The organism is Streptomyces sp. NPDC034037, assembly GCF_055575715.1.
This window is the reverse complement of record NZ_JBVISC010000005.1, coordinates 89,243-114,843: the sequence shown is the minus strand read 5'-3', so window position 1 is coordinate 114,843 and position 25,601 is coordinate 89,243. Positions and strand designations below refer to the sequence as shown.

General features: G+C 73.4%; 16 protein-coding genes, 1 tRNA gene and 2 pseudogenes. 11 read left to right on the top strand and 8 right to left on the bottom strand.

What is annotated here, in order from left to right; genetic code table 11:
- Window positions 1-30: 30 nt before the first annotated feature.
- Window positions 31-1,620, top strand: a complete 1,590-nt coding sequence (locus tag ACZ516_RS18720; RefSeq protein WP_469011115.1) for an alpha/beta hydrolase — start codon at window positions 31-33, stop codon at window positions 1,618-1,620.
- Window positions 1,621-1,709: 89 nt separating this feature from the next.
- Window positions 1,710-1,783, top strand: a tRNA-Thr gene (locus ACZ516_RS18715).
- Between the two features lie 81 nt (window positions 1,784-1,864).
- Here ACZ516_RS18715 and ACZ516_RS18710 read toward each other — a convergent pair.
- A pseudogene (locus ACZ516_RS18710) lies at window positions 1,865-2,002 on the bottom strand (tyrosine-type recombinase/integrase); the annotation flags it as partial.
- A gap of 403 nt (window positions 2,003-2,405) precedes the next feature.
- Window positions 2,406-4,541, bottom strand: a complete 2,136-nt coding sequence (locus ACZ516_RS18705; RefSeq protein WP_469011113.1) for an AIPR family protein — start codon at window positions 4,539-4,541, stop codon at window positions 2,406-2,408.
- A 353-nt stretch (window positions 4,542-4,894) separates the two neighbouring features.
- On the opposite strand from ACZ516_RS18705, the gene ACZ516_RS18700 reads away from it, so the two are divergent.
- A complete protein-coding gene (locus ACZ516_RS18700) occupies window positions 4,895-5,542 on the top strand; it encodes a histone deacetylase (RefSeq protein WP_469011112.1) in 648 nt (215 codons plus the stop codon).
- A gap of 13 nt (window positions 5,543-5,555) precedes the next feature.
- Here ACZ516_RS18700 and ACZ516_RS18695 read toward each other — a convergent pair whose 3' ends face one another.
- Window positions 5,556-7,451, bottom strand: a complete 1,896-nt coding sequence (locus tag ACZ516_RS18695) for a serine/threonine-protein kinase (RefSeq protein WP_469011111.1) — start codon at window positions 7,449-7,451, stop codon at window positions 5,556-5,558.
- A gap of 199 nt (window positions 7,452-7,650) precedes the next feature.
- Here ACZ516_RS18695 and ACZ516_RS18690 point away from each other — a divergent pair, with 199 nt between their 5' ends.
- The 3 genes from ACZ516_RS18690 to ACZ516_RS18680 are packed head-to-tail and all read left to right on the top strand — an operon-like array spanning window position 7,651 to window position 9,639.
- Complete coding sequence (locus ACZ516_RS18690) at window positions 7,651-8,244, top strand: TetR/AcrR family transcriptional regulator (RefSeq protein WP_469011110.1); 594 nt, start codon at window positions 7,651-7,653, stop codon at window positions 8,242-8,244.
- A gap of 60 nt (window positions 8,245-8,304) precedes the next feature.
- Window positions 8,305-8,844 carry a cupin domain-containing protein gene (locus tag ACZ516_RS18685; protein ID WP_469011108.1) on the top strand — a complete coding sequence of 180 codons (540 nt, stop codon included), beginning with the start codon at window positions 8,305-8,307 and terminating at the stop codon, window positions 8,842-8,844.
- 9 nt (window positions 8,845-8,853) lie between these two features.
- Complete coding sequence (locus ACZ516_RS18680; RefSeq protein ID WP_469011107.1) at window positions 8,854-9,639, top strand: SDR family NAD(P)-dependent oxidoreductase; 786 nt, start codon at window positions 8,854-8,856, stop codon at window positions 9,637-9,639.
- 210 nt (window positions 9,640-9,849) lie between these two features.
- On the opposite strand, the gene ACZ516_RS18675 is transcribed toward ACZ516_RS18680, so the two are convergent.
- On the bottom strand, window positions 9,850-10,668 hold the full coding sequence (locus tag ACZ516_RS18675) for an alpha/beta fold hydrolase (protein ID WP_469011106.1): 819 nt from the start codon (window positions 10,666-10,668) through the stop codon (window positions 9,850-9,852).
- Between the two features lie 91 nt (window positions 10,669-10,759).
- Between ACZ516_RS18675 and ACZ516_RS18670 the strand changes: the two genes are divergently transcribed.
- Window positions 10,760-12,163 (top strand): aminotransferase-like domain-containing protein, encoded by a 1,404-nt coding sequence (locus ACZ516_RS18670; protein ID WP_469011104.1) that lies wholly within the window; start codon window positions 10,760-10,762, stop codon window positions 12,161-12,163.
- 115 nt (window positions 12,164-12,278) lie between these two features.
- On the opposite strand, the gene ACZ516_RS18665 is transcribed toward ACZ516_RS18670, so the two are convergent.
- Entirely contained in the window at window positions 12,279-12,752 is a 474-nt protein-coding gene (locus ACZ516_RS18665; RefSeq protein WP_358589581.1) for a carboxymuconolactone decarboxylase family protein, read from the bottom strand.
- Between the two features lie 292 nt (window positions 12,753-13,044).
- Between ACZ516_RS18665 and ACZ516_RS18660 the strand changes: the two genes are divergently transcribed.
- Window positions 13,045-14,145 carry a sigma-70 family RNA polymerase sigma factor gene (locus ACZ516_RS18660; RefSeq protein ID WP_469011103.1) on the top strand — a complete coding sequence of 367 codons (1,101 nt, stop codon included), beginning with the start codon at window positions 13,045-13,047 and terminating at the stop codon, window positions 14,143-14,145.
- A 225-nt stretch (window positions 14,146-14,370) separates the two neighbouring features.
- Window positions 14,371-18,225 (top strand): AfsR/SARP family transcriptional regulator, encoded by a 3,855-nt coding sequence (locus ACZ516_RS18655; RefSeq protein WP_469011102.1) that lies wholly within the window; start codon window positions 14,371-14,373, stop codon window positions 18,223-18,225.
- 186 nt (window positions 18,226-18,411) lie between these two features.
- Here the strand turns inward: ACZ516_RS18655 and ACZ516_RS18650 are convergent, their stop codons facing one another.
- The 3 genes from ACZ516_RS18650 to ACZ516_RS18640 all read right to left on the bottom strand — a co-directional run bounded on the left by ACZ516_RS18650 (window position 18,412) and on the right by ACZ516_RS18640 (window position 21,197).
- The gene (locus ACZ516_RS18650; protein ID WP_361080096.1) at window positions 18,412-20,121 is read right to left on the bottom strand and encodes a bifunctional 3'-5' exonuclease/DNA polymerase; all 1,710 of its coding nucleotides are present in this window, start codon (window positions 20,119-20,121) and stop codon (window positions 18,412-18,414) included.
- Between the two features lie 160 nt (window positions 20,122-20,281).
- On the bottom strand, window positions 20,282-20,578 hold the full coding sequence (locus tag ACZ516_RS18645; RefSeq protein WP_361080098.1) for a hypothetical protein: 297 nt from the start codon (window positions 20,576-20,578) through the stop codon (window positions 20,282-20,284).
- The gene (locus ACZ516_RS18640; protein WP_358700948.1) at window positions 20,571-21,197 is read right to left on the bottom strand and encodes an RNA polymerase sigma factor; all 627 of its coding nucleotides are present in this window, start codon (window positions 21,195-21,197) and stop codon (window positions 20,571-20,573) included. Before ACZ516_RS18640 ends, ACZ516_RS18645 begins: the two co-directional genes overlap by 8 nt.
- A gap of 265 nt (window positions 21,198-21,462) precedes the next feature.
- On the opposite strand from ACZ516_RS18640, the gene ACZ516_RS18635 reads away from it, so the two are divergent.
- Window positions 21,463-22,620 carry a DUF2786 domain-containing protein gene (locus tag ACZ516_RS18635; protein WP_469011100.1) on the top strand — a complete coding sequence of 386 codons (1,158 nt, stop codon included), beginning with the start codon at window positions 21,463-21,465 and terminating at the stop codon, window positions 22,618-22,620.
- A gap of 275 nt (window positions 22,621-22,895) precedes the next feature.
- Window positions 22,896-25,121: pseudogene (locus tag ACZ516_RS18630) on the top strand (FUSC family protein); the annotation flags it as partial.
- Between the last annotated feature and the right edge of the window lie 480 nt (window positions 25,122-25,601).

Sequence of the window (25,601 nt, the reverse complement as noted above, 5' to 3'; positions counted from 1 at the left end):
CGTCCGCTCTCGGAGAGTTAGGCTCGCGTGATGGACATCAGCCGTCACGGCCGCCCCGGACCCAGCCGCGGCCGCCCGCTCCCCTTCCGTACGTGCGGCACGCTGCTCGTGATCACCGGGCTGCTCGTCTCCGGGTGCTCGTCGGGAAGTTCGACGGCGGACACCTCCATGGCCGCGCTGGCCAGTTCGACGCCCGCGGGGCTGGCCCCCTACTACGACCAGAAGCTCGGCTGGCGCGAGTGCGGTGTCGCCGGCTTCGAGTGCGCCTCGCTGAAGGTCCCGCTCGACTACGACAAGCCCGCGGCGGGCGACATCAAGCTGGCGGTGGCCCGCAAGAAGGCGACCAAGAGGAGCGGACGGCTCGGCTCCCTCCTGGTGAACCCGGGCGGGCCCGGCGGCTCGGCGATCGGCTATCTCCAGTCGTACGCGGCACTCGGCTACCCCGAGGAGGTCCGCGCCCACTACGACATGGTCGCCGTCGACCCGCGCGGCGTGGCCCGCAGCGAGCCCGTCACCTGCCTCGACGGCAAGAGCATGGACGCATACACGCAGACCGACGTCACCCCCGACGACAGGCGGGAGACCGAGCGGCTGCGCACCTCCTTCGAGGAGTTCGCGGCCGGCTGCGAGAAGCGGTCGGCGGCCGTCCTGCCGCATGTCTCGACCGTGGAGGCGGCGCGCGACATGGACGTCGTGCGGGCCACGCTGGGCGACGACAAGCTGTCGTACGTGGGCGCGTCGTATGGGACGTTCCTCGGCGCGACGTACGCCGACCTCTACCCGAAGCGCGTGGGGCGCCTGGTGCTGGACGGTGCGATGGACCCCTCCTTGCCGGCGCGTCGCATGAACCGCGACCAGACGGCGGGCTTCGAGACGGCGTTCCAGTCGTTCGCGAAGGACTGCGTGGCGCTCGGGGCGGAGTGCCCGCTCGGCTCCGGGACCCCCGCCGCGGCGGGCAGGCGCCTGAAGGCGTTCTTCGAGGAGCTGGACCGCACGCCGCTGCCGGCCGGCGACACCTCCGGCCGCAGACTCGGCGAGGCCCTCGCGACGACCGGCGTGATCGCCGCGATGTACGACGAGGGGGCCTGGGCCCAGCTGCGGGACGCGCTGACCTCGGCGATGAGGAACAAGGACGGCTCGGCGCTGCTCGCGCTCTCCGACAGTTACTACGAGCGGGACTCCGACGGCTCGTACGCGAATCTGATGTTCGCCAACGCCGCCGTGAACTGCCTGGACCTGCCGCCCGCCTTCACGTCCCCGGCGGAGGTCGAGAAGGCCGTCCCGGACTTCGAGAAGGCGTCCCCCGTCTTCGGCGAGGGCCTCGCCTGGTCCTCGCTGAACTGCGCGTACTGGCCGGTGAAGGCCACGGGGAAGCCGCACCGCATCGAGGCGAGGGGCGCGGCGCCCATCGTGGTCGTGGGCACGACCCGCGACCCCGCCACCCCCTACCGCTGGGCGCGGGCCCTGGCCTCCCAGCTCTCCTCCGGTCGCCTCCTCACCTACGAGGGCGACGGGCACACGGCGTATGGCAGGGGCAGCGGCTGCGTCGACGCGACGATCAACGCGTACCTCCTGGAGGGCAAGGCGCCACCGAACGGAAAGCGCTGCTCGCAGGGCTGAGCCCCCGCCTCCGGAGGGGTGTGCGGAGCACCCCCGGAACCTGTGTAGACTTGGCCGCGTTGCTGATCGCACGATGGTGCGGACAGCGCGCCGCCTTAGCTCAGATGGCCAGAGCAACGCACTCGTAATGCGTAGGTCTCGGGTTCGAATCCCGAAGGCGGCTCTGCCGAAGCCTCAGGACTCACTCGCCGTGACCTGGGGCTTTTGCTTTTACCGAATACGGCGTCGGCGACGTGAGCGGGCCGCGGGTCTGGCTGATCTGGGTGTGCCGCAAGATCTCCATGATGGTGGGCATGTCGACGCCCAGCTCGTTCAGGACCGTGCCGGCGGTGTGACGGCTTCCGTCGTAGAGGCGGCGGTCTTCGATCCCGGCCTCGGCAAGCTCTGCTTCCAGGTCGACATACGACGCTGGGCGGGTCCACGAGGGTGTCGACGCTCTCGCTGATCATGCGGCGGCGGTCGGTGATCTTCAGGGCGCGAGAGGATGCGGTGCACCTTCACGACGCGCGACGGGGGCATGGACTGGAACACGAAGCGTGTGGCCCAGATAACCGTCGAGGTACCGGTTGATTCTGAGGGAAGCCTGACATCGAGAAACAGCGGCAAATTGCCGCAGTGGTGAAGCGGTTGGCTCCGATCCAAGCTGCAGGAGACAGACCTGGAGTAAAGGTGTACGACTGGCGTGATGGCCTTGAGATGCTCCGTGCGTCTTAAGTAACTCCGCGGCCTACGGGAGAGGGTCCTTTAGTGGTCAACCGGCTGGTAGGCCAGGATATTAATAGTCCCTATTCCCGCTCGGACTGGTCGTCAAGCAATGTCCTCGCTAGATCCGAGAGGGTTTCGCCACTGTCCAGTGCCCACCGCGCAGGACCCTGGACTGCTACGGGGGCTTCCTCCCAGCCTGCAAGTTCGTACAGGTTCAGGACGAGGCGCGTCGGCGAGTAGGCGTGCCCGTCGACCGCCCAAACGAGGCATCGCGTCCTCTCGTTGACCCAGGTTGCCTCACCTCGCCGTGGGTCTTCGGCGAGCCACGGGGTGAGTGCATCGATCTCGGGTTTGTTCCACAGGCGCAAGTGGACGGGTGTCCCGTTCTTGATCTTTCCGTGGTCTACGAGGGTGGGAACGGCGTTGGGTCGGCGTGGCCTGCGCTTGCCATCCTTTGCAGCCTTGTAGATGGCCGGCAGGTCTGGAATGACTCCTTCCCGCTCGGCGTCACGCAGCACAAGCTCTGCGAGCCGCTTACACCGTCCGGCGTCAGTGAGTGTTCCACTGAGGAACGAGGTCTGTCCGTACTCGGCGTCAATGTGGTGGATCAACCAGGAAAGAACGCGATTGGTGAGTGCGGGAACTTCGCGCAGCACAGTGTTCCAGTCGTACTCGGGATCGTCGATACGGTCCTGATCGAGAAGCTGAAATACGAGGTGAGTGACGAGCAGGTCACCTCGCTGGCTCACGTCTGCGGCACGCTTTTGAAACTGCTTGCGTTCCTCGTTCAGGGCGGTACCGACAGCGCGGTGCACGAGTACGGAGCGCCAGATTTGGAAGGCCCCCGGACGCTCCCCGAAAAGACGAGGGTAGGCGCCTCCGCTGCCACGCTCCCAGAGAAGGTCCGTGTCCCGCTTGGCACGCACGGCGAGTTCGGTACTGCGGTGCGCACAAGCCAAGGCAATAGCGGCGTGCACCACAGAGCACCCCTCGTCTGGCGCTGGATCGGGCTCGCCACGCTTGAACACGTAGGACTTCTGCAGGGACAGCATGAAGTCCTCGCGGATCATCGCCTGCACCTCATCGAGGGCGATGAAGTCGCGCTGCTCCACATGGTTCTGCGTATTGGTTGTCTCAGTGATGCGTTGCGCGAGGTCCGGCATGTCCTTGTCGACGACAATCACCTTGACCGTGACCTCGGCGTCCTCGACCGCCTCCGGGGCGGCCTTCGTGGCGCGATGGGCCGCTGCGACGGTCTGCGCGCCGTTAACGACACTGACCCCTGTGAGGCGCAGGTGCACGGGCTCGTCCGGACGTCGACGCCCCGGCCAATCCTCCTCTAACTCATCGCACAGGACGGTCACTCCGTTGTTGAAGAGCCAGAAGTTCTCCGGCTCGTCCACCAGGGTGCCGAGCATGCCGGAATTGACTCGGGTGGTACCGAGGGACTGACGTAGGTTCTGCTCGTAGAGCCGGTTTTCGTGCTCCTGGTACCACTCGGCGATGTTGCTGGCCGGAACGGTGCCCTGGTAAGCGGTGAGTGGAGTGTTCCGCCTGAGCCAGTTCGTCATTCGAACGGTCACCCGCACAGGTTCGGGAGTCAGATCTTCCTGGATCTGCTGCAGGATGTCGGCAGCGTGGACCACCCTGTGCTCGAGCACCGGACCGAGGCCGTTGAACTCGTTCCGGGCATCCTCGAGGATGGTCGTGGTCTCCTTGCTGAGGTTCCCCACACCCATGAGAGCGATTACGAGGGTCACTTTCAGCCGGGCATCGTGCATCGCGGCGTTGACTCGAGCAGCGATTGGCTCCAAGCGGTCGTTGAAGCGGTCGAAACTCCGTTGCTCGATGAGTCGGAGACCAGCGATGAGTTTGTGCGCCCCATTGGTGTCGAGCTTGCCCTTGCCGTCATCACTCCACTTGGCTTGGACGAGCCAGACCTCTTGTGTGCCCTCGGTGACGGCGACGCCGTCGATGCCTTGGTCATCCTCACCATCGATGACGGACGCGCCGGCTGCCTTGTGATCACAGCCCGTCACTACGCGTACTGCAGCAGCAGTCAACGCGCGGGACAGGAAACGCTGTTCGTAGCCTTGCTGGTCATACCCTTTGAGGTCTTCGTCGTAGATCAGGCCCTGGTACTGCTGCAGAAGCGCAGTGCGGATTTGATGCCTACGGATGGGGGTCGTTGCAGCCCTGAGCTCTGTCTCTCCCACGTCTTCCCCCAGTGACCCGCGTTGCGTCTACCTGGCACAGTCTAGGGACAGAGTTGGGAAGTTGGGGGCTGATCGTCCCCATGGTGCGTCCTGAGCTCCGGTTGTTTGACACAGGATCCTTCCGCTGGTTGCCGTCGCAGATACCGTTGCTGACGCGTGAGCGATGCGTGCGCTGACAGGCTGGTACAGGAGGGGACTCGGCAGCACGAAGGACTTGAACGCGCTCGTCCGACCTGGGGAAGGGGCCTTGGTGGCATCCTCCGTCCTGACCCGTCACTACGTTGTAAGCCCTCGTAATGCGTACCTGGGGCTTTTGTTCTTGTCGGATACGGCCTTGGTGGCGGGAGATCGTCATGTCTCTGCCGGATGAGATGCGTCCCGAGCGGGTTTGGTATACGTCGTACGGGTCGAACATGCATGTGGAGCGGCTCGCCGCGTATATCCGGGGTGGGTGTCCGTCCGGTGCGGCGAAGGTGTATCCGGGGTGTCGCGATACCGCTATGCCTGCTCGGTCCATTCCGGTGGAGCTCGCGGGGGCGATGTACTTCGCGACTGAGTCGCCGGTGTGGGGAGGAGGGCGGGCCTTCTACGATCCGCTGGCGCCGGGGCGCGTCATGGCCAGGGCGCATCTGGTGACCGCGCAGCAGTTCGCGGACATCGCGGCTCAGGAGATGTACAAGGAGCCGGGCGCCGACCTCGACCTGAGCGAGGTGCTCACGTACGGGCGGGCCGTGCTGGGGAGAGGGCGCTACGAGACGTTGATCTGTGCCGGCCGCGTCGAAGGTTTGCCCGTACTCACCTTCACGGCCCCTTGGGGAATGCACGAGGTGCGTTGGGTTCCGCCGTCCCCGGCCTACGTACGCTTCCTGGCCAACGGGCTGCTTTCCGCCGGGGTGTGGGATGCCCAAGCGGTCTCGTCCTACGTCGCCGCGTGTCCGGGGGCCGATGGCCACTGGTCGGCGCGAGACATCGCCGCATTGCTGGGCGACGTCACGGGGTGAGGCGGCGAGCCTTTCATCGGGTCCACTTCTGGGAGGCCTTGCCGGGCTGGCAGGTGGCGGCGGCCACTCCTCCGCCGTAGGCCAGGTCCAGGCAGCCGCCGTTCGACGTGCTCTTCAGGGTGGCGTTCGGGCCCCAGCGCCAGAGGCGGGCGGCGCCCTGGGTGCAGTCGCCCACGAAGACCGCCTGGCCGAGCATGTTGGCGACCAGGCAGGAGCCGGACTGCTTGTTGACGACCTTGAAGCTGTTGTTCTCGGCGCTCACCGTCTTCCAGGAGGCGCTGGGGTCGCCGCACGAGCCGTCGTCCGCGGAGCCGTAGACCTGGATCAGGCAGGAGCCGTTGTCGGCGTTCTTCAGGCGGAACGGGCCGGTGGTGGGGGTCGTCGGGGAGTCGTCGTCACCGCCGTTGCCGTGACCGGCGTCGTCCTTGTCGCCGGATGAGCCGGAGCCCGTACCCGTACCCGTGCCGGTGCCTTTGCCGGAATCGGCCTCGGTGTCGGTGTCGGAACCGGATGAATTCCCGTCTGCTTTGCCGTCGTTGGTTCCGGAGCCGTTCTTGGCGTCGTCCCGGGCGTCGTCGTCCTTGTTCGGCTTCGCGTCGTCTTTGTCGTTCTGCTTCTTCCGCTTCTTCTTCGCCTTGTCCGATGCCTCCGCCGTGCCTTTCGCGTCCGGTGACGCGGCGGGGTCGAGCGGGGCCGAGGCGGAGGGGGGTGTGTCCGTCGCGCGGTCCGCGTCGGTGATGTACGGGAGGTTCTGCAGGGCCAGCGTCGTTCCGGCGGCGATGACGACGACCGGGACCACCGCCATCAGGACGCGCGTGCGGCGGTGGCGTTCCGGGTGGCGCGACGTCGCGTCGGGGCTGGTCTCGGGGGTGGCCGGTACGGGGGTGGCCGGTACGGGCGCCGGCGCGGGCGCGGTCGGTGCCTGGTTCGGTGCGGGTGGGGTGAACGTCGGGGGCGTCTTCGCCGCGAAGGCCGCGCGGCCCGCCAGGCGGTCCGTGATGTGGGGCGGCCAGCCCGCGCCTTGCCGGCCGGCCGGCGGCGCGGGGGCGTGCTCCGCCGCCGCGTCGAAGAGTTCCGCGGCCGTCGGGCGGCCCTCGGGGTCCTTGTCCAGGCAGGCGGTGACGGTCTCGGCGAGGCGCGGGTCCAGGGCCCGCAGCGGGCCGAGGTCGGGGAAGTCGTGGACGATGCGGTAGAGCGGGCTGCCCTCCGCGCCGTCCTTGAACGGCCAGCGGCCGCTCGCCCCGTAGGCGACCAGCAGCCCCAGCGTGAACACGTCGGAGGCGCTGCCCAACCGCCGTTTGCCCGAGGCCTGTTCGGGCGACATGTACGCGGGCGTGCCGACGATCAGGCCGGTCTGGGTCAGGTGGCTCTGCTCGGCGGCGCGCGCGATGCCGAAGTCGATGAGGGTGACGCCGTCGAGGGTCAGCATGACGTTCGACGGTTTGAGGTCCCGGTGCACCATGCCGAGGGCGTGGACCGGGACGAGCCCGCCCGCAACTCCCCGCAGGAGCCGCCAGAGGGCGTCGGCGGGCAACGGGCCGCCGTGCGGCTCGACGGCCTCGGCGAGCGTGATGCCGGGGACGTACGCCGTGGCGAACCACGGTGGTTCGGCGTCCCGGTCGCTGGCCAGCAGCGGTGCGGTCGCCTCGGCCGGCAGCCGCGCGAGGTTGTCCATCTCCTGGCCGAAGCGGAGCAGAAACCCCTCGTCCTCGGCGACGACGGACGCCAGCATCTGCTTGACGGCGGCGTACCGTCCCTCGACGACTCCGAGGTACACCCGTCCCATGCCGCCCGCCCCGAGCCGGCCCACCAGCGGGATCGTCCCGATCCACCGCGGGTCCCGCTCGCGCAGCGGCTCGGCGCCGCTGCCCGTGAGGTCGAACGCGCCCTGCCCGCCTGCCCCGTTCACCGTCTCCCCGTTCACCGGCCTCCCGGCCGGACCTGTGCCGCTCCGTGCGCACCCCCGTCCGCGCGGACGGTCACCGGCCCCGGCCGGGCCGGTGACCAGTGTGGACCATCGGTCCTTCCGGTTGGAAGATCTTTCTAGAAAAGCGTTCCATTCTTCAGAAATCCCGGGTTCCGGATGTGGGTTTACGCTGGTGGGCACCATGAGCCCCAAGCAACAACGCGGCGCGGAAACCGTCGAGCGCCTTCTTGACGCCGCCCTCCAGGTGTACGCCGAGTCCGGCGAGCAGGGCGTCACCGTCAGCGCCCTCACCAGGAGCAGCGGCGTCAGTCTCGGCAGTCTCTACCACCACTTCGGCAGCGTCGACGGCCTCATGGGCGCGCTGCTGCTGCGCTGGCTCGACCGCCTCCTGGGCGAGCTGGCCGCCGCCGTGGAGCGCTCCCGCACCGCGCGCGGCGGGGTCCGCGCGCTCGTACGGACGTACCTCACGTTCATCCAGGAGCACCCGGACGCCTCCCGGCTCCTGCACTCCTCCTACGCCGACCGCCTCGGCATGGCGCGCGGCAGGCAGCTGCGTGACACGCAGGAGGCCAGGCTGTCGCCGCTGACCGCCTGGGTGCGGCTGCACGTGACGTCCGGGGAGATCGCCGATCTGGACGCGCCCCTGGTCGAGGCGCTGGTCATGGGTCCGATCGTCGCGACCGCGCGCCGCCGCCTGTCCGGCATCGACGACGTCGACCTCGACCGGGCGGCACGCGTGCTGCCGGAGCGGATCTGGCGGTCGCTCACGCCCTGACGGGGGTGGGATGGCGGGCGGCGCGGTTACGACGCGGCTTTGCCGGGGAGCGTTGGAACCATGGTCGAGACGGGCGGGACAGCGCAGGACGTGGCCGCGCGGTACGGGCTGCGGCCGCTGCCGGTGGAGGGCGGACTGTTCCGGCGGACGTGGGTGGGGCCGCCGGGCGCGGACGGCCGCCCCGCCGGATCGGCGATCATCGTGCTGCTCACGGATGCCCCCGGGGACTTCTCCGCCCTGCACCGGCTGCCCACGGACGAGGTCTGGCATTTCTACGAGGGTGACGCCCTGGACCTGCTCCTCCTCGCCCCCGACGGCACGGACCGCCTGGTCGCGCTCGGGCGGGCCGGGTGCGTCCAATTCGTCGTGCCCGCCGGGACGTGGATGGGCGCGCGGGTCGTGAGCGGCGGCCGGTACGGGTGGTCGCTGTTCGGCACGACGATGGCGCCGGGTTTCCTGCCCGAGGACTACGAGGGCGCCGACCCGAACGCACTGGCCGCGCGCCACCCGGCACGAGCGCGGCTCATCCGCCGGCTGTGCAGGCCGGGCGAGCCGGTGCGGATGCCGGCCGAGGGCGACGGGAGTGAGGGACGGGAGTGAGGGACGGATGTGAGTGACGGGAACAGGACGGACGTGCTGTCCCTGCGGGGACGGGTGGTTCTGGTGGCCGGGGGGAGCGGGGGGATCGGGGCCGGGATCGTGCGGCGGTTCGCGCGGGCCGGTGCGGCGGTCGTCGTGCACTTCCGGCGGGGCGAGGCGCGGGCCCGGGAGCTGGTCGCGGGGATCGAGGAGGCGGGCGGCGAGGCCGTCGCCCTGTCGGCGGACCTGTCCCGGGAGGAGCAGTGCCATCGGCTGGTCGAAGCCGCGTACGACTGGAAGGGGCGCCTGGACGCGCTCGTCAACAGCGCCGGGATCCAGCCGGTGCAGGACCTCGCGGAGATGACGGCCGCCGACTGGCGGCGGCTCTCCGAGGCGAACGTCACGAGCGCGTTCAGCTGTACGCAGGCCGCCGCGACGCTCATGGCGCGGCAGGAGGGCGGTGGCACGATCACGCAGATCGCGTCCATCGAGGGCTCGCGTCCCGCCGCCGGTCACGCCCACTACAGCGCGTCCAAGGCCGCCCTGATCATGTTCGCCCGCTCGGCCGCCCTGGAGTACGGGCCGCGCGGCATCCGCGTCAACAGCGTCTCGCCCGGCCTCGTCGACCGGCCGGGGTTGGCCGAGGAGTGGCCCGAGGGCGTGGCGCGGTGGCAGGGCGCGGCGCCGCTCGGCCGGCTCGGCCGGCCCGAGGACATCGGCGACGCCTGCGTGTTCCTCGCCTCCGACGCGGCGTCCTGGATCACCGGCACCGATCTGGTGGTGGACGGCGGGGTGGGAGCGGGGCCGGCTTGGTAGGGGCAGGGGCAGGGGTAGGGGTAGCAGCCTGGGCCGGGGCGTGGCCGGTTGGCCCCGAGGGGCGGGGGTGTGGCTCGCACGGCTTCCCCGGGTGCAGGAGTGCCGGCGTCGGCGGGGGCGTGGCCTGCACGGCTTCCCCCGGGCGCAGAAGCGGCAGCGCCGACGGGGCCCGAACTGCCTTCCCCGGGCGCAGAAGCGCCGGCGCGCCGTTCACGCCCCTCCCGCGCCCACCCGGGTCAGCCAGTTCCGGAGCGCCGCGTTGAACTCGGCCGGGCGTTCCACGTTCGGCAGGTGCGCCGCCGCTTCGATGACGCTCAGCGTGGAGTCGGGGAGCGCGGCGTGCATGGCCTGCGCGTCGGCGACCGGCGTGTACGTGTCGTCGCGGCCCACGACGACGAGGGCCGGCACGGAGACCCGGGTCAACAGGGCGCGGTAGTCGGGCCGTTCGGCCCGCCCCCGTAGTGCCGCCGCGGCGCCCTCGGGCGGGGCGGCGAGCATCATCCGGTGCACCTGGGCGGACGCCTCCTTGTTGTACGGGGCGACCATCTTGTCCCGTACCTCGTCCGCGTACCCCTGCATGCCCTCGGCCAGGAGCCGGTCCGCGAGGGCGTTGCGCCCTGCCTTGCCCTCGGGGGTCTCGGCCGCGGGGAAGGTGTCCGCGAGGAGGAGCCCCGTGAGGCGTTCGGGGAAGAGGCGGTAGCACTCCATCACGATCTGCCCGCCCATGGAGAGGCCGCCCAGCGCGAATCGCCCCACGCCCAAGTGGTCCATGAGCGCTGCCAGATCCTCGGCGAACGTGGCGAAGTCCGTGGTCCCGGGGACGACGCTCGAAGCACCGTATCCGCGCAGGTCGGGCGTGACGACGCGGTGCGTCGCGGCGAACGCCTCCCGCTGCGGGGCCCACATGGAACGGTCGAAGGGGTGGCCGTGGAGCAGGACGAGGACGGGGCGGGACCCGGACGAGGTGTCGGCCGCGCCCGTGTCGTCGTCGTAGCCGATGGTGACGCCGTTGAGCTGTGCGGTTGCCATGAGGGGAGGCTAGGCCGGGCCAACTCCCCGGTGCAATAAGATCTTTGCTCTCGGTGCAATGCCGAGGAGTGGACGGCGGGGGTGGTGGGGCGTGGTGGAACGGACCGACTATCGGCGGGTGGCCGACGCGGTGGCCCGGGAGATCGAGGCGGGGACCCTGCGGGGCGGCGAACGGCTGCCCACCCAGCGCGCCTTCGCCCGGCGCCGGGGCATCGCCAACTCCACGGCCATCCGCGTGTACGGGGAGCTGGCGCGACGGGGTCTGGTCGTCGGCGAGGTCGGGCGCGGCACCTTCGTCAGGGCGGCCCCGCCGCACGCCGGCGGCGCGGCGCTGACGGAGCGGCGAGAGGCGGGAGCGCAGGAGGGGTACGACGTCCCCCGGCCGCCCGCCGTCAACCTTGAGCTCAACTACCCCGTGGTGGACGGCCAGGCAGAGCTGATGGCGCGGGCGCTCGGGCCGTTGTCGCGGGCCGACGTGTTGCTGGAGGCCACCCGGGCGGCCGCACCGGACGGTACCGCCGCGGCGCGGGAAGCCGCCGCCTCGGTCGTCGCCCGCGGTGGCTGGCGCCCGGACCCGGACCGGTTGCTCTTCGCCGGGAACGGCCGGCAGGCCATCGCCGCCGCGCTCTCCTCGCTGGTGCGCCCGGGCGGTCGCGTCGGCGTCGAGGAAGTCACGTACCCCCTGGTGGGAGCCATCGCCGAGCAGCTCGGCATCCGGCTCGTGCCGATCGCCATGGACGAGGAGGGCATGCTGCCCGGCGCGCTGGCGGACGCCCACCGCCGCGCCTCCCTCGCCGCCGTCTACGTACAGCCGACCCTGCAGAACCCGCTCTCCGTCACAGCCGGCCCGGAGCGGCTGGCCCAACTCGCGCACGCCGTACGGGAAGTGGGGTGCTGGGCCGTGGAGGACGGCATCTGGGGGTTTCTCGCCGACGGCGCTCCCGCGCCGCTCGCCGCCCTGCTGCCCGAGCGCGTCGTCTTCATCGACAGCCTCTCCAAGCGTCTCGCGCCGGGGCTGACCCTCGGCATGCTCACCGTGCCGCCCGCGCACCGGAACGCCCTCGCGCGTGCCCTGCGGTCGGGAGGCTGGGCGGCGGGGGCTTTCGGCCTGGAGGCGGCCGTGCGGTGGGCGGGCGACGGGACCGTGGAGACGCTGGTCGCCGCCAAACGGGCCGACGCGGCCGCGCGGCACGCGCTCGTCCGGGCCCTGCGGGAGCGCCTCGCCTCGGCGGGGGTCAAGGGGCGCATCCGTACCGACCCCCGGTCCTATTACTGCTGGTGGGAGCTGCCGCCGCCCTGGCGCGCCGAGACCTTCGTCGCGGCGGCCGCCGCCCGGGGCATCGCCGTGACGCCGGGCCCGGCCTTCGCCGTCGGCGGGTACCGCGCGGCCGACGCGGTGCGGATCGGCCTCGCGTCCCCGCCGCCGGACGTCCTCGCGGCGGCGCTGGACACGCTCGCCGCGATCGCGGCGGAGGGGCCGCCTCGGGGCGCCTGACCCGTGGCGGCCCCTCCGCAGGAGGTCACCGAGACGGGTCACTCAGGGCGGGCACCTGGCGCGGCGCTCTCGTGGCGAGGTCCACGGAGATGTCCGTGGCGGGACGCGTACGCCGTCACCCGAACTGGCCGGGCTGGTAGTCGCCGGCCGGGCGCTGGGTGATGACGTTCAGCCGGTTCATGGCGTTGATCAGGGCGATGAGGGCCACCAGGGCGCCGAGTTGGTCCTCGTCGAAGTGCTTGGCCGCGTTGGCCCAGACGTCGTCGGGGACGCCGCCGGCCGCGTCGGCGATGCGGGCGCCCTGCTCCGCCAGCTCCAGGGCGGCCCGCTCGGCGTCGGTGTACACGGTGGCCTCGCGCCAGGCCGCCACCAGGTTGAGGCGGACCTGGTCCTCGCCCGCGTGGACGGCCTCTTTGGTGTGCATGTCGACGCAGTAGCCGCAGCCGTTGATCTGGCTCGAGCGGAGCAGCACCAACTCCCGTGTCTTCGCCGGGAGGGACGACTCCACGATCGGCTTCGCCGCCGAGGCGAGGACCTTCACGACCTTCGCGGTGACGGGGTTGGTGTGGAAGTCGAGACGGGTTTCCATGGCGATCCCCTTCGTTGGATCAGCGGATGTCCGAGCGTTGGGTCAGACGGTGTTCGAGTGGGAGAGCGAGTGCGTCCCTCTCAGCTGTACGACGAGACGGGCCGCCGGAATGTCAGGCGGCGGCCGGACTCCGGGCGGCGAAGGGACCGGGGGAGGGCCTGGGAAGGGCCTGGGGAGGGCCCGGCACCGGAGGGGCGGCGCCGCTCATGTCACATCCCGGCCGGCCCGTCTCGTCGTACGGGTGACGTCGAACACGGCCGACGGCCGACGGCCAAGGGGGAGCAGCGAATCCATGAACACCCACTGCGCGGCGGCGGCGGAGGAGGACGGGCGACCGGAGCCGGAGCTTGAGTCGGAGCTTGAGCCGGAGCCGGAGCCGGAGCCGGAGTCGGGGCCGGAGTCGGGGCCGGGGCGGGGGCCGGGGCGGGGGCCGGACGCCGGGTCGGAACCGGGCGCGATCACGCGTGAGCGGCGGCAACTGATCAATGTCGCCTACCGGCTCATGGGCTCCCTCACCGACGCCGAGGACGTCGTGCAGGAGACGTACACGCGCTGGTACGCCATGTCCCCGCAGCGGCGGCGGGCCGTCGCGTCACCCGGCGCCTGGCTGACGACCGTCGCCGGCCGCATCTGCCTCGACCTGCTCCGCTCGGCGCGGGCCCGCAGGGAGAGTTACGTGGGTCAGTGGCTCCCGGAGCCGCTGCCCGACCGCACGGAGTGGGTGAGCGGGCGGACGGGCGGCGAGGCGGCCGACCCGGCCGACCAGATCACGCTGGACGAGTCGGTCGACATGGCCTTCCTCGTCGTCCTGGAGTCGATGACCCCGGCCGAGCGCGTCGCGTTCATCCTGCACGACGTCTTCCGGTACTCCTTCGCGGAAGTGGCCGAGGTCGTCGGCCGCAGCCAGGGGGCGTGCCGCCAGCTCGCCTCCTCGGGCCGCCGTCGGGTCCGGGCGTCGCACGTTCCCGGGCCGGGGGCGGGACGGGGGACGAGCGCGGACACGCGTACGACGGACGGATCGGCCGCCGCGCAACGGGCCGAGGCCGTCCGGGACTTCAAGCAGGCGTGGGAGGCCATGGACATCGACGCCCTGGTGGGCATCCTCGACCCGGACGCCAGGGGGCTCGCCGACGGTGGCGGCCTGGTCAACGCCGGTCCGCCGACCGGCGGGAGCGAGGAGATCGCGCGCCACCTGGTCGCCGTCGCGAGCAGGGTGGCCGGCATGACGATCCTGGAGCGTACGGTCAACGGCCGGCCGGGGCTGGTGGTGCGGCAGGGTGGCGTCATCCAGACCGTGCTGGCGTTCCACGTCGTCGGCGGCCGGATCACCCGCCTCTGGGCGGTACGGAACCCCGAGAAGCTGGCCCTGTGGCAAGGCCTGCCTGCGGCATGAGGGGCGCGGGCAGGACAAAAGCCCCGGTCGGTCACCTCGGCCGACCGGGGCTCTCTCTTTGCCCCCGGACCCGACCGCGGCGGCGACACTCCCCCGAGCTACGCGCTGTGCGCGAGTACCGGCGGGTCAGGTCCGATGTAGTGATCACATCAGGCGTTGCCAACAGATCGCTAACATATGGCCAACGGTCGGCTGATAAGCGACGGTCGGCACGGGGAGACGGCGTTGAGTGAGCGGGACGAGCGGCGAACGGGGCCGCGGTCCGAGACGTGCGGCGGCCTGCGGTTCGGGCTGTTGGGGGCGCCCGCGCTGTACGACGCCACGGGCGAGCCGCGTCCCGTGCGCGGCGCCAAGGGGCGTGCGCTGCTGGCCGCGCTCCTCCTGGAACCGGACGGGGTCGTCTCGCTCGACGCCCTCAAGGACGCGCTGTGGGGTGACACCGCGCCCCCGTCGGCGCAGGCGTCCCTCCAGAACCATGTGACCCGGTTGCGCCGGCTGCTCGACGACCCCGAGCGGCTGCGGGCGGTGCCGCCGGGGTACCGGCTGCGGGCCCGCGAGGACGAGGTGGACGTCCGTGTCTTCGAACGCCGGGTGGCGCGGGCGCGGGCGGCGCACGCCGAGCGGGACTGGCCGCGGGTCGTCCACTGCGCCTCACAGGCGCTCGCGCTGTGGCGCGGGAGGCCGTTGAGCGGCCTTCCGGAGCCGCTGGCGGACCATTTCCTCGTACCGCGCCTGGAAGAGGCCCGGCTGCTCGCCCTGGAGTGGCGGTACGACGCCGAACTGGAACTCGGCACCGATCTCGCCGCGCTCGCCCCCGAACTGGCGGCGCTGGTCGCCGAGCATCCGCTGCGCGAGGCGTTCCACCGGCAGCTGATGCTCGTGCTCCACCGCACGGGCCGTCAGGCGGAGGCCCTCGCCCTCCACCGGGAACTGCGGCGCAGGCTGGTCGAGGAACTGGGCGTGGAACCGGGGACGGCCATCCGGCATGCGCACCAGGAAGTACTCCGGGCTCCGGAGGCCGAGGCCCGCCCCGAGGCCCGTCCCGGGGCCATACGGAAGCCTCACGGCACGGGGGCCTCCGGGCGCGATGACGTACGCCGGGTCAGCGGGGGAAACCCGGTCAGCGAGGGGACCGGCGCCCGGGACGGGGACGTGGACCGGAACGGGTACGGCGCCGGTGAGGGCGTCGGCAGCGAGGTGGCCGGCGCCCAGGATCGGCACGGCGAGGGCGTCGGCAGTGAGGGGAGCGGCGGCCGGGATCGGCGCCGCGAGGGCGATGGCAGCGAGGGGGCCGGCGGCCGGGATCGGCACCGCGAGGGCGTCGGCAGTGAGGGGAGCGGCGGCCGGGATCGGCGCCGCGAGGGCGATGGCAGCGAGGGGGCCGGCGCCCGGGATCGGCACCGCGAGGGTGACGGCAGCGAGGGGGCCGGCGGCCGGGATCGGCGCCGCGAGGGCGTCGGCAGCGAGGGGGCCGGCGCCCAGGGTCGGCGCCGCGAGGGTGACGGCAGTGAGGGGAGCGGCGGCCGGGATCGGCGCCGCGAGGGCGTCGGCAGTGAGGGGAGCGGCGGCCGGGATCGGCGCCGCGAGGGTGACGGCAGCGAGGGGAGCGGCGGCCGGGATCGGCGCCGCGAGGGTGACGGCAGCGAGGGGAGCGGCGGCCGGGATCGGCGCCGCGAGGGCGATGGCAGCGAGGGGGCCGGCGGCCGGGATCGGCGCCGCGAGGGCGATGGCAGCGAGGGGGCCGGCGGCCGGGATCGGCGCCGCGAGGGCGATGGCAGCGAGGGGACCGGCGCCCAGGATCGGCACCGCGGCGCCGACCCCGACCGTGGCTGCGGAGACCCGGGACACGATGCCCCCGTGAAGGGACCGCGAGGCGTCCCGCCCGCCCAATTGCCCCCCGCCCCCGCCCACTTCACCGGCCGGGAGGCAACCGTGCGGGCCCTGCGGGACGCCCTGCACGCGGGACCCCGCGTCGCCGTCGTCTCCGGGATGGCCGGCGTCGGAAAGAGCGCCCTCGCGCTGCACGTGGCGCACGACCTGCGCGAGCAGTTCCCGGACGGCCAGCTGCACGTCAACCTGCACGGCGCCACGCCGGGCATGACCCCGCTCACTCCCGGCCAGGCCCTCACCTCGCTCCTGCGCGACCTCGGCGCCGAACCGTGCCCCGCCCCCGGGACCCGCGAGGACCCCTCGGCGGCCGCCGCCCTGCTGCGCACCCTGCTCGCGCCCACCCGCACCCTCATGGTCCTGGACGACGCCGCCACCGCCGCGCAGGTGCGCCCGTTGCTGCCCGCGGGCCCCGGCTGCGCGGTCGTCGTCACCAGCCGTTCGCCGCTGACGACCCTCGACGGCGCGGCCCGCTTCCCGCTGGAGCCCCTCTCCGACGGGGACAGCGCCGCGCTCCTGCGGGCCGTCTCCGGGCGGGACGGGCTCGACGCCGGGCACCCCCTGGTCGAACTGGCGGGCCGCCTCCCGCTGGCGCTGCGCATCATCGCGGCCCGCCTCGCCGCGCGCCGCGCCCTCACCCCGGATGCCCTCGCCGAACTCCTCACCGTCAGCGGCGGCCGGCTGCACCACCTGGAGTACGACGATCTGAGCGTGCGCCGCTCCCTCGCCGTCGCCCTGGAGGCCCTGCGCACCTCGGAGCGCCGCGCCGACCGCGACGCCGCCCGCGCCCTCGCCAGGATCGGCGCGCTCGACCTCCCCACGTACGGAGTGCCGCTCCTGGCCCGCCTGTTGGGCGTCGACGAACTGCGCGCCGGTGCGGCCCTCGACCGCCTGGTCGACGTCGCCCTCCTCGACGAGACGGCCTACGGCCGCTACACCCCCCACGACCTCGTACGCGACTTCGCCCGCGAAACAGCTGCCGCCGATGCGGACGACGCGGACGACGCGGACGACACGGACGGCATGGCGGAGGACGAGGACGACATGGACGTCGTGGAAGAGGCCCTGCTCTGGTACGCGGAGTCCGCCCGCCGCACCCTGCTGGCGATCCTTCCGGAGGGCCTCGACAGGGCGGACCGCCTCCGGGGAGTGGAGTCCCGCCTGACCCGCCCGGGCAGGCGCGGAACTACCCGGGCCCACCGGCACACCCCGCCCCCCTCACCGGACACCGCCTTCTCCCTGGACGCCGCTTTCGCCTGGGGGGACGCCGAGTTGGCGAACGTCGTCGCCCTCGCCGAGCGGCACGGCGGCGCCCACGAGCTGCTGCCCGTACTGGTCCGCTGCCTCTTCCCCTACCTCCAGCGCCGGGGCCGCCTCACCGAACTGGCCGTCCTCGGCGCCCTCGCCCTGGACGCCGCCCGCCACGAGGGCGACAGCGCCGCCGAGGCGCAGGCCCTCAACGACCTCGCCGGCATGCACTTCATGTCGGGCCGCAGCCGCGAGGCGCTCGCCCTCAACGACCGGGCCCTCGCCCTCTGGCGCGACCTCGGCCTCGTGTCCTGCGTGCGGCGCGGCCTCAACAACCGCGGCCTCCTCCTCGAAGGGCTCGGCCACCACGAGGAGTCCGCCGAGACCCTGCGGCAGAGCCTCGCGCTGGCCGAGGACCTCGCCGACCCGCTCAGCGAGGCCATCACCCTCAGCCACCTCGGCAACCTCTACGAACACACGGACGCCCGCGCCGCCATCGACCACCACGAACGCAGCCTCGCGATCGGCGAGGCCCTCGGGCACGCCATCGTCCGCCAGTCCGCCCACTGCAACATCGGCTACGCCCACCTCACCCTCGGCGAACCGGCCGCTGCCCTCGCGCACTTCGAGGAGAGCCTGCGCATCCACGGCGAGTACGAGGACTGGCACGGCGAGTCCCAGGCGCGCCTCGGCCTGGTCCGGGCGCTGCGCGGCCTCGCCCGCGCGCAGGACGCGACCCGCGAGTGCGCCGGCCTCCTGGAGCGCGCCGAACACCGCGGCGACACCCATACGACGGGCCTGGCCCGTCACCAGCGGGGGCTGCTCCTGCGCGACGAGGGGCGCGAGGAGGAGGCGTACGAGCAGTGGCGGGCGGCGCTGGACGCCCTGGACGGCACCGACAGCAAGGTGGCCGACGAACTGCGCACCCTGCTCCCGACAGGCTGAAAGCCCCGACCTGGCCCCGGCCCTAACCCCGGCCCCGGCCCTAACCCCGGCCCTGGCCCCGGCCCCGACCTGGCCCCGGCCCTGGCCTGGCCCCGGCCCTGGCCTGGCCCCGGCCCTGGCCCTGGCCCCGGCCCCGGACCTTGCCCCGGCCCCGTTACAGCCCTCGGTACACCCTCAGGACCTCCCCTATTTCGCGTCCGCGTAGCACTCCACCACGGCCGTCGTGAACGGGAACCTGACCGGCGTCTCCCCGAAGGCGAGCCGCCCCGCCAGGTCACCCGCCGCGCGCACCGCCCGTGCCACGGTCTCCGCCTCCTCGGCGGGGCAGTGCACGATGACCTCGTCGTGCTGGAAGAAGACCAGCTCGGCCCGCATCCCGGCCTCGGAGAGCGTGCGGCGCAGCGCGGCCAGCATCAGCAGCGCCCAGTCCGCCGCGCTGCCCTGCACCACGAAGTTCCGCGTGAAGCGGCCGCGGGCCCGCGCGTCCGACGAGGCGTACCCCGGAGTGAACTCCGCGCCCGGCGCGGCCGGTCCGGACGGCGCGGCCGGGTCTTCCTGGGGAATGCCCGCCTCGTCGTCCTCCCCGGCGCCCGCCGCCGGCGGACTCGTCCGCCCCAGCCAGGTCCGTACGAGCCGTCCCTCCTCGCCCGCCTTCGCCGCGTCGTCCACGTAGGCGACGGCCAGCGGGAAGCGGCGCCGCAGCGCGGCCAGGTTCTTCAGGCCGTCGCCGGACGTCTGGCCGTACACCGCGCCGAGCAGCGCGAGCTTGGCGTGGTCGCGGTCGCCGGAGAACGCGCGGTCCGAAAGCCGCGTGTAGAGGTCCTCCTCGCTGCCCGCCACCTCCATCAGCCCCGGGTCGCGGGAGATCGCGGCCAGCACCCTCGGCTCCATCTGGTCGGCGTCCGCCACCACCAGCCGCCACCCCGGATCGGCGACCACCGCCCGGCGGATCACCTTGGGGATTTGCAGCGCCCCGCCCCCGTTGGTCGTCCAGCGGCCGCTGACCGAACCGCCCGGGGTGTACTCGGGCCGGAAGCGGCCGTCGCGGACCCAGGCCTGGAGCCAGCTCCAGCCGTGCGCCGTCCAGATCCGGTACAGCTTCTTGTACTCGATGAGGGGCCGCACCGCCGGATGGTCGATCTCCTCCAGCGCCCAGCGCCGCGTCGACTTCACCCTGATGCCGGCCTGCGCGAAGGCCTTCACCACGTCGGCGGCCAGGTCCGGGCGGACGCGGCGGCCGAACGCCGCCGACACCTCGTCGGCCAGCTCGGCCAGGCGGCGGGGCTCGCCGCCGCCCGCGTACCGCTCGCCGAGCAGCTCCGTCAGGAGCGCGCGGTGCACGTCGGCGCGCCAGGGCAGGCCCGCCGCGTTCATCTCGGCGGCCACCAGCATGCCCGCCGACTCCGACGCGGTGAGAAGGCGCATGCGGCCGGGGTGGGCGGTGGCGTCGTGCCTGCGCTGCTGCCGCGCGTACACCTCGGCCAGCTCTTCGAGCGTGACCGGGGCGCCGCCCGGACGCGGCTCGAAGAGTGAGTCCTGCGAGCCGGGCTCGGCGGCGCGGGGCGGCGGATCGGGGGGTACGGGGGCGTCGCGGAGCCGGGCCAGGGCGGCGGCCGCCGAGCGGGGCTCGCCGAGGCGCCCCTCGTGACCGAGGAGGAGCAGCTCGGCGGCCTCGACGTCGTAGCACCGCTCCACGCGGGCGCCGGCGGCGAGCAGGCGGGGGTACAGGTCGGGGGTGGAGCGCCACACCCAGCGGTCGACGTGCCCCCGCCGGCGCACGGCCCCGGCCAGGTCCGCCTCGTGGACGACGGGCCCCGCGGGCAGCCCGTCGCCCCCGAGGGGCACGAGGTCGGCCCCGCCCCCCTCGGCCGCGGCGATGGCCCAGCGCTCGGTCATGCGGGGAGTCTCGCATCCGGCACCGACAATCGGGCGGGGGCGCCATGGGGGCCTTGCCCCGAGGGCCGGGGGCGCTGCCCGGCTCACCCGTACGAGCACCCGTACGAGCACCCGTATCGAGCGCGGAGGAGCAGCCGTCTCGAGCGCGGAGGAGCAGCCGTCAGGTGCCCGGCCCCACGGTCAGACTGCACCGGCCGTCCTCGCAGGAGCGTCGCAGGCGGCCCCGCGAGATGGTCTGCGTCAGGCCGACCGCCCAGCACGTCGGGCAGCCGCGCAGGGCGAGCAGGCCGAGCGGCAGCAGCGCCAGGCTGACCAGGCCGACCACCGGGATGAGGGCGACCGAGGCGACCAGCGAGGCGAACCCCACGACCCCGCGCGCGATGTGCTCGGGCAAGGACTTGCTCGCGAAGTCGGGGCCGCCGGGAGCGGTGCCGGCGCGGGGTCCTGTCTCACTCATCGTTGCCTCCAGGAACTGACACAGGAACTGACACAGGGGCTGATTCAGGGGCTGATGCAGGGGTTGATTCAGGGGTTGGTACGGGGCCCTCCCGCAGGGCCCGTTGGACCGAGGCGCGGGCCCGGTGCAGGCGGGACTTCATCGCCGCCGTACTGACGCCCAGCGCGTCGGCGACCATCCGGCCGCTGAGGCCCTGGATGTCCCGCATGATCAGCACGCGACGCTGGTCGGGCGGCAGCGCCGCGATCGCGGCCGCCACCCTGCCCGCCTCCAGGCGCTGGATGACCTCGTCCTCGGCCGAGGCGACGGGGGTGTCCTGCGGCAACGGCGCGGCGTGGTCCCGCAGCCGGGCCCGCGCGCGCCGCACGCACTCGTTGCGCACGACGCGGAACATCCACGACGCCAGGGCGCCGGAGGCCCGCAGCATCCCGATCTTCCGGTACAGGATGATCAGCGCCTCCTGGGCCGCGTCCTCCGCGTCCTGCGGGGTGGCGCACAGGGAGTGGGCGAACCGCTGCACGTTCGGGTGCGAGCCCGACACCAACGCGGTGATCGAGTCGAGGTCACCGCCGCGCGCGGCGGTGACCAGTCGCTCGTCCGGCCAGGCGAAGTCAGCCACGTCCGGCCCGCCTGCGCTTCACGAGGAGCAGGCAGGTGCAGAGCAGCACCAGGACGACGACCGCGCCGGCGATTCCGATGACCACGACTACCTCCAGATTCCGTGCCGGCGACGTCCGACGGCACGTACATAAGAGGATCGGGCCGCCCCAAAGGATTCGGCCGAAGATCAGGAAGCTTTCGCCTGGGTGGGCCGGGGGTGTCCGGGGGCACCCGTGCCGCGGTCCCGCCGACCGCCCGCTCGGCGACGCACATACCCTTTCCCCATGGATTCGGTGATCGACAAGGCGTTCGCGGCGGCGCTGTACGGCGACGGCCACGAGGGCCTGGACACCGGCGCCTCCCTCCTCGCGGCCGCCCCCGGCGCGGACCCCGAGCTGCGCCGCAGGGGCGAGGAGTTCCTGCGCCGGGCCTGGCGCGACGGCTGGCAGCCCGCCGACGTCGTACGGCTTGTCCGCCGCGACCTGGACGAGCCGCACGTCCACCTGGCCGTCTCCCTGATCCGCGCCGAGACCGCCGGCTACGCCCACCTGCCGCCCCGCTGGACGGCCCAGCTGGCCGAGCTCGCCCCGGCCGGCGCGGCCGCGCCCCGTCCCCGGGACCGTTTCTCGGACGCCACCATCCACCTGGAGCTGTACCGCCTGCTCCTGCGCCTGCCCCGGATCGAGCCGGTGGGCCCGCCGCCCGGCGACACCGTGCCGGGCCCGGTCGAGGGCGAGCCCCGCGCGCTCACCCGCATCAGGGCCCTGCTGGCCAAGGCCGAGGCGACCGGCTACCCCGAGGAGGCGGAGGCGCTCACCGCGAAGGCGCAGGAGCTGATGGCGCGGCACTCGCTCGACGAGGCGCTGCTGGCCGCCCGCACGCACGCGCGGGACACCCCGGGGGCGTGCCGCGTCGGCGTCGACGCCCCGTACGAGACGGCGAAGGCGATCCTGCTGGACTCCGTGGCCGCCGCGAACCGCTGCCGCGCGGTGTGGAACGAGGCGTACGGGTTCTCGACGGTCGTCGGTTTCCCAGCCGACCTGGAGGCCGTGGAACTGCTGTACACCTCGCTGCTCGTGCAGGGCACGGCGGCGATGACGAAGGCGGAGGCGGGGCAGCGGGCGGCGGGCCGCAAGCGCACGAAGACGTTCCGGCAGACGTTCCTGCTGGCGTACGCGCACCGGATCGGCGCGCGGCTGGCGGAGGCGGGGGAGCACGCGGTGAGCGTGGCGGCGGCGCAGGGCGTGGCGGCGAGGGACTCGCTGCTCCCCGTCCTCGCGGCACGCGAGGTCGCCGTCGGCGAGCGGGCGGAGCGGATGTTCCCGGAGACGACCACGACCCGCGTGCGCGGCGCGACGGACGGCGAGGGCTGGACCCACGGCACGGCAGCGGCCGACCGCGCCCACCTGCCACCCCGCCCCCAAGGCCCGGCACTGCCCTGACGCACGTACGCACGCACGGCCCCGCGCCCCCCCCAAGACCGCCCCGCCCCTGCCGCCGGGCGGAACCTCCGCCGCGGTCCGCCCTGGGGGATCTGGCGGACGCGCCCCGCGACAGTCCGGCCCTGGTCCGATGCCCCGTACGACGGCCCCACGCCCCGCGCCGGGCGCCGGGCAGCCCCGTGCCGCTGTCCACCCCCGGGGAGCCGGCGGACGTACCCCCCCCGACGACCCGCCCCCGAGGCCAGGGCGTCCCATATGCCCCGTATCATCACAGAGTGACCTGGCTTCGCGCGCTGAGAGAGACAGCCCGCTCAGGCCTGACCGTCGAGCGCAAGCGCCTCGAACCCCTGGTGGCCGCCCGCGGCGCCGTGGGTCTGGCCCTCGTGATCGGTCTCAGCCTCACCCTCTTCGGCCCCGCGGTCGCCGCGAGTTCCGCGTTCGGCGCCTTCCAGGCGGCCATCGCCACGTTCCAGCGCAGCTGGCGCCCCCGCCCCGAGCTCGCCCTCGCCTCCGGCACGAGCCTCGCCGTCTCCACCTTCCTCGGCTACCTCACCGGCTCACATCTCCTCCTCTTCCTCGCCCTCCTGTGCCTGTGGACCTTCCTGGCGGGCCTGAGCTGGGCCGCCGGCCCCACCGTCGGCATCATCGCCTCCTCGAACGTCGCGATCATGCTGGTGACGGTCACCATCCCGGGTTCGGTCGCCGCGGCCGCCGGCCACGCGGCGATGATGGTCGTCGGCGGCTGCGTCCAGGCGGGCCTGGTGATCCTGCTCCCGGTACGCAGATGGGGCGCGCACCGGGACGCGCTCGCCGACGCGCTGGCCGCCGAGGCGGACTACGCCCGCAGGCTCCGGCACGACCCCGTCGCCCCCTTCGACCCCTCACCCCTGATGGCGGCCCGCGACGCGGCGGCGATCACTCCGCGCCAGGCCCGCCGCCGTCCGGCAGAACTGCACGGCGCGCGGGGCATCGCCGAACGCATCCGCCCGGTCCTCGCCTCCCTGGCCGACCCGGCGGTCGGCGTCCCGCCGGAGGGCGAGGAACGCGACCGGGTGCGCGAGCTGCTCGCCGCGGCGGGCGCGGTGCTCGACGCGGCGGCGCGGGCGATCCGCCACGGGGAGCCGGTGCGGATCCCCTCGGCGGCCCTCGCGGCCCTCGGCTCCCCGGACACCGGCGCGATCCTGACGGGCCCCGCCCACCGCGCGGCCACCCGCCTCGGCGCCCTCCTCAAAGACGTCCTGGAAACAGCGGGCGGCCCCCAAAGCCCCCAGGACTCCGAAAGCCCCCACGACTCCCAGAGCCCCCAGGACGCCCAGAGCCCCCAGGACGCCCAGAGCCCCCAGGACGCCCAGAGCCCCCGGGACTCCCAGAGCCCCCGGGACTCCCGCAGCCCCCGGGACTCCCGCAGCCCCCAGGACTCCCAGGACGCCCAAACCCCCCAGCCGTCCCGGAAACCCGCGCCGGCCCACAACCCCCGCCTCCGCCCCACCTTCCCCGCCCTCGTCCCCGCCGGCCTGCGTGCCATGCGCGCCGCCCTGCGGCATGAGTCCCCCATCACGCGGCACGCGATCCGGGTCACCTGCGTGGCGGCCGCCGGCTATCTGCTCGGGACCTGGCTGCCGTTCGGCCACGGCTACTGGGCGCCCATGGCCGCGGTCATGGTGATGCGCCCGGACTTCTCCCAGACGTACTCCCGCGCGGTCGCCCGCTTCGGCGGCACCCTCGTCGGTGTCGCGCTCGCCACCGGCCTGGTGCAGGTGGTGCATCCCCGCACCGGCCTGTCCGCCGCCCTCGCCGTGCTCTGCGCCGGGATGATGTACCTGCTGATGCGCACCGGCCACGTGGTCGCGCAGGCCTGCGTGGCGGCGTACGTCGTGTTCCTGCTCGGCATGGGCGGCCAGCAGTGGACGCAGACGGTCCCCGAGCGCGTCGTCCTGACGCTCATCGGCGGCGTCCTCGCGATGATCGCGTACGCGGTGTACCCGGCCTGGGAGACCCCGCGCCTGCGCACCCGCCTCGCGGACTGGCTGATCGAGGACGGCCGGTACGCGGCCGCCGTCGTCGACCATTACGCGCATCCGGCCGGCAAGGCCTGCCCCGACGTGCGCGAGGCGCTGCTCGCGGCCCGGGACGCGCGCGTCGCCTGGCAGGAGGCGACGGCCCGCGCGAAGAACGAGCCGGTGCGCCACCGGGGCCTGTCCCGCGCCGTGGCCGCCGACGCGGAGGACGCCCTGGCCCAGCTGGGCCGCGTCGCCATGCTGATGGAGGCGCATCTGCCGGAGCGCGACGCAACGCCCGTCCCGGCGGCGGCCCGCCTGGCAGAGGCGCTGCGCAAGTCGACGGAACAGGGCGCGAAGGCGATGCGCGAACGCCGCGTCCCGCGCTGGGACGCGGTCCGCGAGGCCCTGGAGGAGTGGGACGGCGAGGGCGTCCCCGACCGCGTCGTCCGCAGGGGCGCGGGCCTGCTCCTCGACACCCTCGAAGAACTCTCCGACGCCCTCGACACGACCCCGCCCCCGATGCTCGTGGACGGCTCACAAACCCCGAACGGCCCGAACGGTCCAAGCGCCCCGGAGACCCCGCACAGCCCGAGGGCCCCGCACAGCCCGAGGGCCCCGCACGGCCCGAGCGGCCCGAGCGGCCCGAGCGGCCCGAGCGGCCCGAGCGGCCCGAGCGGCCCGAGCGGCCCGAGCGGCCCGAGCGGCCCGAGCGGCCCGAACGGCCCGAACGGCCCGAACGGCCCGAACGGCCCGAGCGCCCCGGAGACCCCGCACAGCCCGAGGGCCCCGCACGGCCCGAACGGCCCGAGCGCCCTGGAGGCCCCGTACAGCCCGAAGGCCCCGCACGGCCCGAGCGCCCCGACTGGCCCGAGCACCCCGAGCGACCCGAAGGCCCCGCACGCCCCGAGCGGCTCGAACGCCCCGAGCGACCCGACTGACCCGAGCACCCCGAGCACCCCGAGCACCCCGAGCACCCCGAGC

What these genes read in the sequence shown, in the direction of transcription:
- ACZ516_RS18700 (WP_469011112.1), top strand. Translation starts at nt 4,895, where the DNA reads ATGTCTCTGCCGGATGAGATGCGTCCCGAGCGGGTTTGGTATACGTCG.
- ACZ516_RS18665 (WP_358589581.1), bottom strand. Translation starts at nt 12,752, where the DNA reads ATGGAAACCCGTCTCGACTTCCACACCAACCCCGTCACCGCGAAGGTC.
- ACZ516_RS18720 (WP_469011115.1), top strand. Translation starts at nt 31, where the DNA reads ATGGACATCAGCCGTCACGGCCGCCCCGGACCCAGCCGCGGCCGCCCG.
- ACZ516_RS18690 (WP_469011110.1), top strand. Translation starts at nt 7,651, where the DNA reads ATGAGCCCCAAGCAACAACGCGGCGCGGAAACCGTCGAGCGCCTTCTT.
- ACZ516_RS18635 (WP_469011100.1), top strand. Translation starts at nt 21,463, where the DNA reads ATGGATTCGGTGATCGACAAGGCGTTCGCGGCGGCGCTGTACGGCGAC.
- ACZ516_RS18675 (WP_469011106.1), bottom strand. Translation starts at nt 10,668, where the DNA reads ATGGCAACCGCACAGCTCAACGGCGTCACCATCGGCTACGACGACGAC.
- ACZ516_RS18685 (WP_469011108.1), top strand. Translation starts at nt 8,305, where the DNA reads ATGGTCGAGACGGGCGGGACAGCGCAGGACGTGGCCGCGCGGTACGGG.
- ACZ516_RS18660 (WP_469011103.1), top strand. Translation starts at nt 13,045, where the DNA reads ATGAACACCCACTGCGCGGCGGCGGCGGAGGAGGACGGGCGACCGGAG.
- ACZ516_RS18645 (WP_361080098.1), bottom strand. Translation starts at nt 20,578, where the DNA reads ATGAGTGAGACAGGACCCCGCGCCGGCACCGCTCCCGGCGGCCCCGAC.
- ACZ516_RS18650 (WP_361080096.1), bottom strand. Translation starts at nt 20,121, where the DNA reads ATGACCGAGCGCTGGGCCATCGCCGCGGCCGAGGGGGGCGGGGCCGAC.